Annotated in this window: 7 protein-coding genes and 3 tRNA genes; 4 read left to right on the top strand and 6 right to left on the bottom strand. The window is 41.4% G+C overall.

Annotation, left to right across the window (positions count from 1 at the left end; translation table 11 throughout):
- Nucleotides 1-61 precede the first annotated feature (61 nt).
- The 4 genes from QX565_RS18450 to nspC form a co-directional block, all read right to left on the bottom strand.
- A tRNA-Leu gene (locus tag QX565_RS18450) sits at nucleotides 62-145 on the bottom strand.
- A gap of 37 nt (nucleotides 146-182) precedes the next feature.
- Nucleotides 183-264 (bottom strand) — tRNA-Leu (locus QX565_RS18445).
- Between the two features lie 30 nt (nucleotides 265-294).
- Nucleotides 295-367: transfer RNA gene (locus tag QX565_RS18440), tRNA-Gly, on the bottom strand.
- A gap of 117 nt (nucleotides 368-484) precedes the next feature.
- Complete coding sequence (gene nspC / locus QX565_RS18435; protein ID WP_221650188.1) at nucleotides 485-1,624, bottom strand: carboxynorspermidine decarboxylase; 1,140 nt, start codon at nucleotides 1,622-1,624, stop codon at nucleotides 485-487.
- A gap of 130 nt (nucleotides 1,625-1,754) precedes the next feature.
- Between nspC and QX565_RS18430 the strand changes: the two genes are divergently transcribed.
- Nucleotides 1,755-2,303: an NAD(P)H-dependent oxidoreductase gene (locus QX565_RS18430; RefSeq protein WP_289293863.1), complete on the top strand. Its 549-nt coding sequence runs from the start codon at nucleotides 1,755-1,757 to the stop codon at nucleotides 2,301-2,303.
- 219 nt (nucleotides 2,304-2,522) lie between these two features.
- Here QX565_RS18430 and QX565_RS18425 read toward each other — a convergent pair whose 3' ends face one another.
- Both QX565_RS18425 and QX565_RS18420 read right to left on the bottom strand, forming a co-directional pair.
- Nucleotides 2,523-3,197 (bottom strand): YMGG-like glycine zipper-containing protein, encoded by a 675-nt coding sequence (locus tag QX565_RS18425; protein WP_221650186.1) that lies wholly within the window; start codon nucleotides 3,195-3,197, stop codon nucleotides 2,523-2,525.
- A 57-nt stretch (nucleotides 3,198-3,254) separates the two neighbouring features.
- Nucleotides 3,255-5,618 carry an ATP-dependent helicase gene (locus QX565_RS18420; RefSeq protein WP_289293862.1) on the bottom strand — a complete coding sequence of 788 codons (2,364 nt, stop codon included), beginning with the start codon at nucleotides 5,616-5,618 and terminating at the stop codon, nucleotides 3,255-3,257.
- 79 nt (nucleotides 5,619-5,697) lie between these two features.
- Here QX565_RS18420 and QX565_RS18415 point away from each other — a divergent pair, with 79 nt between their 5' ends.
- From QX565_RS18415 to QX565_RS18405, 3 genes are all read left to right on the top strand, one after another.
- Nucleotides 5,698-6,069 carry a hypothetical protein gene (locus tag QX565_RS18415; protein WP_289293860.1) on the top strand — a complete coding sequence of 124 codons (372 nt, stop codon included), beginning with the start codon at nucleotides 5,698-5,700 and terminating at the stop codon, nucleotides 6,067-6,069.
- Entirely contained in the window at nucleotides 6,066-7,409 is a 1,344-nt protein-coding gene (locus QX565_RS18410; RefSeq protein WP_289293859.1) for a hypothetical protein, read from the top strand. Before QX565_RS18415 ends, QX565_RS18410 begins: the two co-directional genes overlap by 4 nt.
- A gap of 84 nt (nucleotides 7,410-7,493) precedes the next feature.
- A complete protein-coding gene (locus tag QX565_RS18405) occupies nucleotides 7,494-8,111 on the top strand; it encodes a superoxide dismutase (RefSeq protein ID WP_195350321.1) in 618 nt (205 codons plus the stop codon).
- Nucleotides 8,112-8,239: the final 128 nt, after the last annotated feature.

The raw sequence follows: 8,239 nt of genomic DNA, 5'->3' as shown, positions 1-8,239 counted from the left end.
CCTAACCTTGGCAAGGTTATGCTCTACCAACTGAGCTATTTCCGCATATCTTTAATATTTGTGAAGAGAAGGAGACTCGAACTCCCACGACATAATTGTCACTACCCCCTCAAAGTAGCGCGTCTACCAATTCCGCCACCTCTCCAAATTTATTAAAGTACTTGAACTTATCCATTTCTTTGTGCCCAGAACAGGACTCGAACCTGCATGCCTCTCGACACACGCACCTGAAACGTGCGCGTCTACCAATTCCGCCACCTGGGCAAAGAATGAACTTCCAATATTTCAAAGATGAGCGGAAAACGAGACTCGAACTCGCGACCCTAACCTTGGCAAGGTTATGCTCTACCAACTGAGCTATTTCCGCAATTTTCGTTTGCGGTTGCAAAGGTAGACATTTTCTCTAAACATGCAAACATTCTGCTTGTTTTTTTCGTAAGAAAATAGTCACTTTGCTATACCCGCAAAAAGATTAGTTTGATTATCAACTCATTCGGTCACGATAATCTTCATAAGAGAACTGTTTATATATTTCAGCTGTCCCTCCTTCAGTCCACAAAGCAATAGAAGGGTGATGAATTCCATTAAACATATTTGTTTTCACCATTGTATAATGTATCATGTCTTCAAACACAATCCGTTCACCAATCCGAAGTTCATGATCAAAACTCCAAAGTCCCATATAATCGCCACTCAGACAGGAATTCCCCCCAAGACGATAAACAAATGTACCATTGTCTCCCATTTCGGCTCCACGCACAGCAGGCTGGTAAGGCATTTCAAGGCAATCGGGCATATGACAGGTAAAGCTGACATTGAGAATGGCGGTTTTAATACCACGGCTCTCCACTATATCAACAATCTCAGAAGTCAACACCCCGGTTTGCCAGGTGAATGCCGAACCAGGTTCAAGAATGATCCGAAGATGAGGATAACGGGATTTTAAGCCCTGAAGCAAATGAATGAGATGCTCTGTATCATACCCTTTACGAGTCATCAAATGTCCGCCTCCCAGGTTCAACCACTTTATCTGTGAAAACCAATGGGAGAACTTCTCTTCAATGTGCTGTAAAGTATGTTCCAGTTCAAAAGACGACGACTCGCAATGACAATGACAATGAAAACCCTCAATACCCTGCGGAAGAACTTCGGGCAACAAATCGGCTGTAATACCAAAACGGGTACCAGGAGCACAAGGATTATAAAGTTCAGTTTCCACTTCGGAATATTCGGGATTGATACGAATACCACAGGAGATGTCACTCCCTTCTGCTAAAACCATTGGATAGAATCGTTGAAACTGTGCCAGTGAATTAAACGTGATATGACTGCTGCAACGCATGATTTCCGGAAAATCCTGTTCGGTGTAAGCAGGTGAATAAGTATGTGCTTTGCTACCAAACTCTTCGAGCGCCAGACGGGCTTCGTAAACAGAACTTGCCGTAGAGTGTGCGATATACTCACGGAATATGGGAAATGAACGCCACATGGCAAATGACTTAAAAGCAAGGATAATTTCCACCCCTGCCTTGTCGGCAACCTGCTTTATCAGACTCAGATTCTTTCTCAACAGTTCTTCTTCCATGATATAGCAAGGAGAAGGAAATTGGGTAAAGTCTATCATTTCAGAATATAGAATTTAGTAGTTAGTAGATAGTAAGTATAGAATAATGATGCAAAAATACGGAATGTTTTCTAATATTTTCTACCTTTACGAAATGATTTGATTCTTCACTAAAAATTAAGAAAACGTTATGGACAGAGATTTAAAGAAAGTAGTGATTCTCCTGGCGCATCCCAACATGAAAGAGTCACAGGCAAACAAGGTATTAGTGGATGCCGTAAAGGATATTGAAGAAGTAGCAGTTTACAATCTGTATGAGTTACAAACTTTCAATGTAGACGAATGGAGCAAAATTATTTCACATGCAGCCGCTATTATCTATCAGTTCCCGTTCTACTGGATGTCTGCCCCCTCACTACTAAAGAAGTGGCAAGATGAAGTGTTCACGTATTTGGCCAAAACACCGGCTGTGGCAGGTAAACCACTCATGGTAGTAACCACCACAGGCTCAGAATTCGACGCATATCGCAGTGGAGGAAGAAATCGTTTTACGATAGACGAATTGTTAAGACCTTATCAGGTAGGAGCTATCCACGCCGGAATGGTATGGAAAACACCTATTATTGCATATGGCATGGGAACAAATGATGCTGCCAAAAACATAGCGGAAGGAGCAAATCTATACAAACAAACAGTAGAAGCTCTGATAGGAACAGGAAATGCCGGTAATAGCTGGTGATGAATAATGTGCCAATGTGTTAATATGCCAATGTGCCAATTGGCTGCGCTGTGTTACCGAAAGGCATTGGCATATTGGTATATTAACACATTGACACATTATTAATTAAAAGTACGTACTTTATTAGTATAAACTATGCATTTTAAGTGTGACTTAAAATGCATATTAAGTCATACTTAAATACGTACTTTTATAAGTAAAAGAATCTACTTCCCGATATCATCTTATTCTCTTCTGTGTTGGCAAAGAAAACTCTTGCCAATCACACTCCGCATTATCTCCGGCAGCCACGGTTACACGCAGTACCACTTCTCCATTTTTCAGTTTCTCTCCGGCCGATACCGTAGCAGTATAACGTATGCCTTCGCCCGGAGCAATCTGTTCTACCAAAACAGAGGGAGAAATAAATATATGTTTCATTCCGGTAACCTCTTCCACCGCAGGTACGACATCATAAACAGGAGTACGCCCTTCATTGACTATCTCAAAAATAACCTTGCTATTTTCACCGGCATCAATCACATGATTACGATTGTCATCAATAAAACGTATGTTCCGTATCTTCAAATTAGCTACCGCTACCGGACGTTGAGATACAGACTTCTTTCTTTCAATCACCTCCACATACTCATCTTCCTTCTGACGAGGCGTAGATACTGCATTTCCAATAGCCGCACCGGCAACCGTTCCTACAATCGTACCAATAGCAGAGCCACGATATCCGCCTCTCCATCCATGATTATTTTCACCGATAAGACCACCTATCGCACTACCTACCGAACCGCCAATAGAGGCTCCTGCCATAACAGCCCCAGGATTACCGGACATACGTCCGGTAGCACAACCGCTTAACAGAAAAGCGGGTAAAATCATCCAAGCAATTAATCGTTTCATAACTCACTCTTTTTGTGGTGCTTCCCGCACAGAACATACGGCAAGCGGTTATTGTAATCATCCTATTACTTTAAAACGTGCAAAGCGCAGTAATAGTTGCTTTTCACCTGCATTTTTAAAGCGAATCGTTGCTTTTGCATTGTCTCCTGCTCCTTCTACCTTTACTACCTCTCCCAGGCCGAAACGCTCGTGTTCTATCACCTGTCCTGCCTGTATTCCCGCTATAGAAGCTGAAGAAGCAGACGACGGAATACTATTGCCACTTACCGCACTAACCTTTTTCAGATTTCTTGGCACAGTGGGAGCTATAACTTGTACTTTCGGCCGCTCACGGTCTGAAGTATTTGTACCGAAAGGAACACGTGAAGGAGAAACAGAACGGGCAAAACCTCCTTCAATCTCTCTGCGAAAACGTCCGGCACCTTCATCTACCGAACGGCCGACTCCATCCTCATGCGGTAACTGCAAATAATGAACATCAATATCACGCAGGAAGCGACTGGGACTTCCAAACTCCATCTTTCCATAACGAAAACGGGTTTTAGCGAAAGAGATGAAACAATGTTCCTCGGCACGGGTAATAGCTACATAGAATAAACGGCGCTCTTCTTCCAATGCCCGTGGAGAATCTCCTACCATACCACTTGGAAACAGATTCTCTTCCAATCCCACAACAAATACATTTTTAAACTCCAATCCCTTTGCCGAATGAACCGTCATTAAAGTTACTTTTTCTCCGTCATCGGCTTTATCTGAATCCTGGTCAGTAAGCAAGGCTATTTCCGAAAGAAAATCAGTCAGAGAAATGTTGGGATTTCCCTCTTCCTGCCGCAAAGCGCAGAAATCATTCATACCATTTACCAACTCTTCGATATTTTCCTTACGGCTCAAATTCTCCGGTGAAGTATCCTGGCAAACATCATTGATGATACCGGACTGACGAATGATGTCCGTTCCTATCTCATAGGCATTCTTTTCGGACAGATCGGTTATAAAGCCCTCTATCAGTTCCCGAAAACCTTGCAGTTTTGTATACGTGCCTTTATTAATTGTCAGTCCGTAACTCAACGGTTCACAGAGCACTGCCCAAAGGCTGACCCCATTATCAGTAGCTGCGGATATGATCTTCCCCACCGTAGTATCACCAATACCACGGGCAGGATAATTAATAATACGTTTGAATGCTTCTTCATCACTCGGATTCACCACCAACCGGAAGTAAGCAGTTACATCCTTAATTTCTTTCCGTTGGTAGAATGAAAGTCCGCCATAAATTTTGTAAGGCATACTGCGCTTCCGTAGTGCTTCTTCGAAAACACGGCTCTGTGCATTTGTACGATACAGAATAGCAAATTCAGAATATCCATAAGCGTGTTCACGCCGTAGTTCCGCTATTTTATTGACTACAATATCCCCTTCCTCTACATCGCTATAAGCCTGAAATACACCAATGGCTTCTCCTTTCTCTTTTTCGGAAAAGACCTCTTTGGGTATCTGCCGCTCATTCTTTGCAATCAGACTGTTGGCCGCACAAACAATGGTTTGCGTAGAACGATAGTTTTGCTCCAGCTTAAAAACTTTCGTATTAGGATAAATCTTGGTGAAATAGAGAATGTTATCAATATCTGCTCCCCGGAAAGAGTATATACTTTGAGCATCGTCTCCAACCACACAAACCCGCTGATTCTCTTTTGTCAATTGGAGTACAATACTGTGTTGTGCATAGTTAGTATCCTGATACTCATCTACCAGCACATAGCGGAATTGCTCACTATAACGCGCCCGTACCTCAGGAAAATCACGAAAGAGAATATAAGTATATACCAGTAAATCATCAAAATCCATAGCTCCCGCCTGGCGGCAACGCTCCCAATAGCGACGATATATATCACGAATGGCAGGCATTTTAGCTGCCTGATCTTCAGTGTATGCCTCTTTGTTTGCAGCATAATCGGAAGGCAGCACGAGATGATTTTTAGCTTTGGAAATGCGTCCCTGTACCACACCGGGCTTATAGGTTTTATCATCTAATCCCATTTCTTTAATGATAGAACGCAAAAGGCTCTTGCTATCGGCCGAGTCATAAATGGTAAATTGCGAAGTAAACCCTATGGACTGTGCTTCGGCACGGAGAATACGTGAAAAGACAGAATGAAATGTACCCATCCAAAGATAACGGGCGCGCTGCTCACCCACCTGACGGGCAATGCGTTCTTTCATTTCCCGGGCCGCCTTGTTAGTAAAAGTGAGTGCAAGGATATTCCAGGGATTATAATCGTTTTCGAGTAAATAAGCTATTTTATAAGTTAGCACACGGGTTTTCCCGGAACCAGCACCGGCTATAACAAGTGATGGTCCGTCATTATAAAGTACCGCAGCACGCTGGCTTTCGTTCAATTCTTCGATATAGTTTCTTTCCATAGCGGCAAAATTATAACATTCATTTGACAATATATGTAATTTTATATACTTTTGTGACTTAACATCAAATAAAACAGGTATGATAAAAAAGAGTATCTCTTTAGTTGTCATTCTTCTCATAAATATGACAACAGGAGCCTTACAAGTCATGGCACAGAAACAAGACCGTGTGGGGAAGCTCCTAAAACTCCTAAGTGAAAATGAAACCGAGAAATTTCAAAAAGGCCGCGAGAAGCTGGATGAGAAAACAATCCAGGCATTTGCAGCCGAAGTAGAACTAATGGACATCATGTGCCGCCTGTGGACCCAACCGGACAATAAAAGTGCCGCCGACTACTACCCTACCTACGCTAAAGCCGTCAAAGGAAGCTTGCCCGCTATTTGTAATGAAAACGAAATAGATTTTGCTCCTTTGCGGGAACGTACCAACAAGGTGATAACCGAGTATTGAATACAACACAAGACAAACTGACATTGAGCAAACAATTAATAGAAGGAGCTAAAAGCGGCAAATACCCCATTTCACAGGCACAGATGGATCTCTTCTACATAACAAGAGAAGATGCATTAATGGAAGACTGTGAAGAGAAAAATAACGCCGGCAAATATGAGAATTACTTCAATGAATTTCCGAAAGGCAAATATCTGGTAAAACTCATGAATGAATACAACCAACTCTTATACGACAATGTGAAACGGGCACCCGCTCATGCCAATTTCAAGAACTTTTTCGATAATACAACTTTGAACCGTTATTTCAACGGAATGTCCGGCCGTAAATACACTCCGGAGGTACGTGATTTATATGATGATTATCTCTTTTCCATGATACAACAAGCGGGAGCACCGGTATCTAAGAAACAATGCATCAGTGATTATGAGAACGCATCTTATCTGGAAGAAGGCCAGCGCAAATATACCTCTGAACTGGAATACATAAAAGACAGTGTGGACTATGAACTGATGAAACCGGAAGTGAATAGCAACAGTAAACTGGGATTAGTTCGAGATTTTCTGACTACACATAAATACAGAGAGTTTCGCGACAAAGCACAGGACTTGTGCAAGCAGTTCGAAGATTCGGTGATATGGATTACTCCTGCCTCGATCAAATATTACAAAAAAGGAATACTGACGAAAACAGAAGAAAAGCAAAATAATAAAAATACCACAGAGGTATATACTTATCTGAAAAACGGAAAGCCGGCGGGTATAGACATTACTACCGGTAACCTGCAATTCCATACCTCTTTTTTTTACGATGCACAGGATAGATGTATACAGGAAATACAGATAAATAGCAAAACAAAAAAAGAAATATATAAGAGGACAAGAACATTTGATACTGATGGAACAATCCAGAGTGATTCACTGAAATATACCGATGGCAGACTGGTATTGAGCAGCTACAATCATCAGGGAAAACTAATAGAAGAAAAGGAGTACAATAAAGATGTTATGCTCTCGTCCACAGTGCATCAATATGACAGCAAAGGAAATGAAATAAGGTCACAATATGTATTGCCGCTCCCTAAAAATCCGCTACCGACACAAATCAGTTCACAGACAGATGTATATGAATATGATAAATACGGTTATCTGGCAAAAATCATTTCTACACAAATACTGGTAAACAACGAAAAAAGAGTCTGCTCACAGTATTTCGCGTATGATGAATTTGGGAACCAGATAGATAGCAACATGTATTATGAATACGATCAGGCCGGACGATGGATACGGAAAACAGCAAAGGGAAATCCGGAGATAACGGAACAAATAATAATTAAATAGAACAAACAGATAGATTTTTGATTGTCTCTATAAACATTTATGGGTTTTCGTATGTTAATAGTGTATAGTTAATAACCAAACATTATGAATACATTATTAATGTCTTTAATATTTATAACCATGACTTACGAGATGCCTAAACTTCCGTACGCTAATAATGCGCTGGAACCTGTAATCAGTCAGCAAACTATAGATTTTCATTATGGTAAACATCTGCAAACCTACGTAAATAATCTCAATAGCCTTGTTCCGGGAACCGAGTTCGAAGGTAAGACCGTAGAAGAGATCGTAGCAAAAGCGCCGGATGGTGCCATTTTCAATAATGCCGGACAGGTACTGAATCATACACTCTACTTTTTACAATTTGCAGGAAAGCCTTCAAAGAAAGAACCTTCCGGTAAATTGGCAGAAGCCATCAAACGTGACTTTGGTAGCTTTGAAAACTTTAAGAAAGAATTCAATGCAGCTGCAGTTGGATTGTTCGGTTCAGGTTGGGCCTGGTTGTCAGTAGACAAAAATGGCAAACTGCACATCACTAAAGAAGCCAACGGAAGCAACCCGGTACGTGCCGGACTGAAACCGATTTTAGGCTTTGACGTGTGGGAACATTCCTACTATCTGGATTATCAGAACCGTCGTGCAGATCATGTAAATGCCCTTTGGGACATTATCGATTGGGAAGTAGTTGACAAACGAATGTAATAAACCCCTCAACATTGTAAAAAAGACTATCACTCAAAATTGAGTGATAGTCTTTTTTTTAGGTTCATCCAACAAACGCGGAGTTATCAAAAAAGTAACTACAAGTTTTTTTAAAAGAAGAGATGTGA

It is taken from the genome of Bacteroides sp. 41_26, from assembly GCF_949740115.1.
Classification (GTDB): domain Bacteria; phylum Bacteroidota; class Bacteroidia; order Bacteroidales; family Bacteroidaceae; genus Bacteroides; species Bacteroides nordii.
Note: the sequence above shows the minus strand (reverse complement) of the source record. Positions and strands in the feature narration are given on the sequence as shown.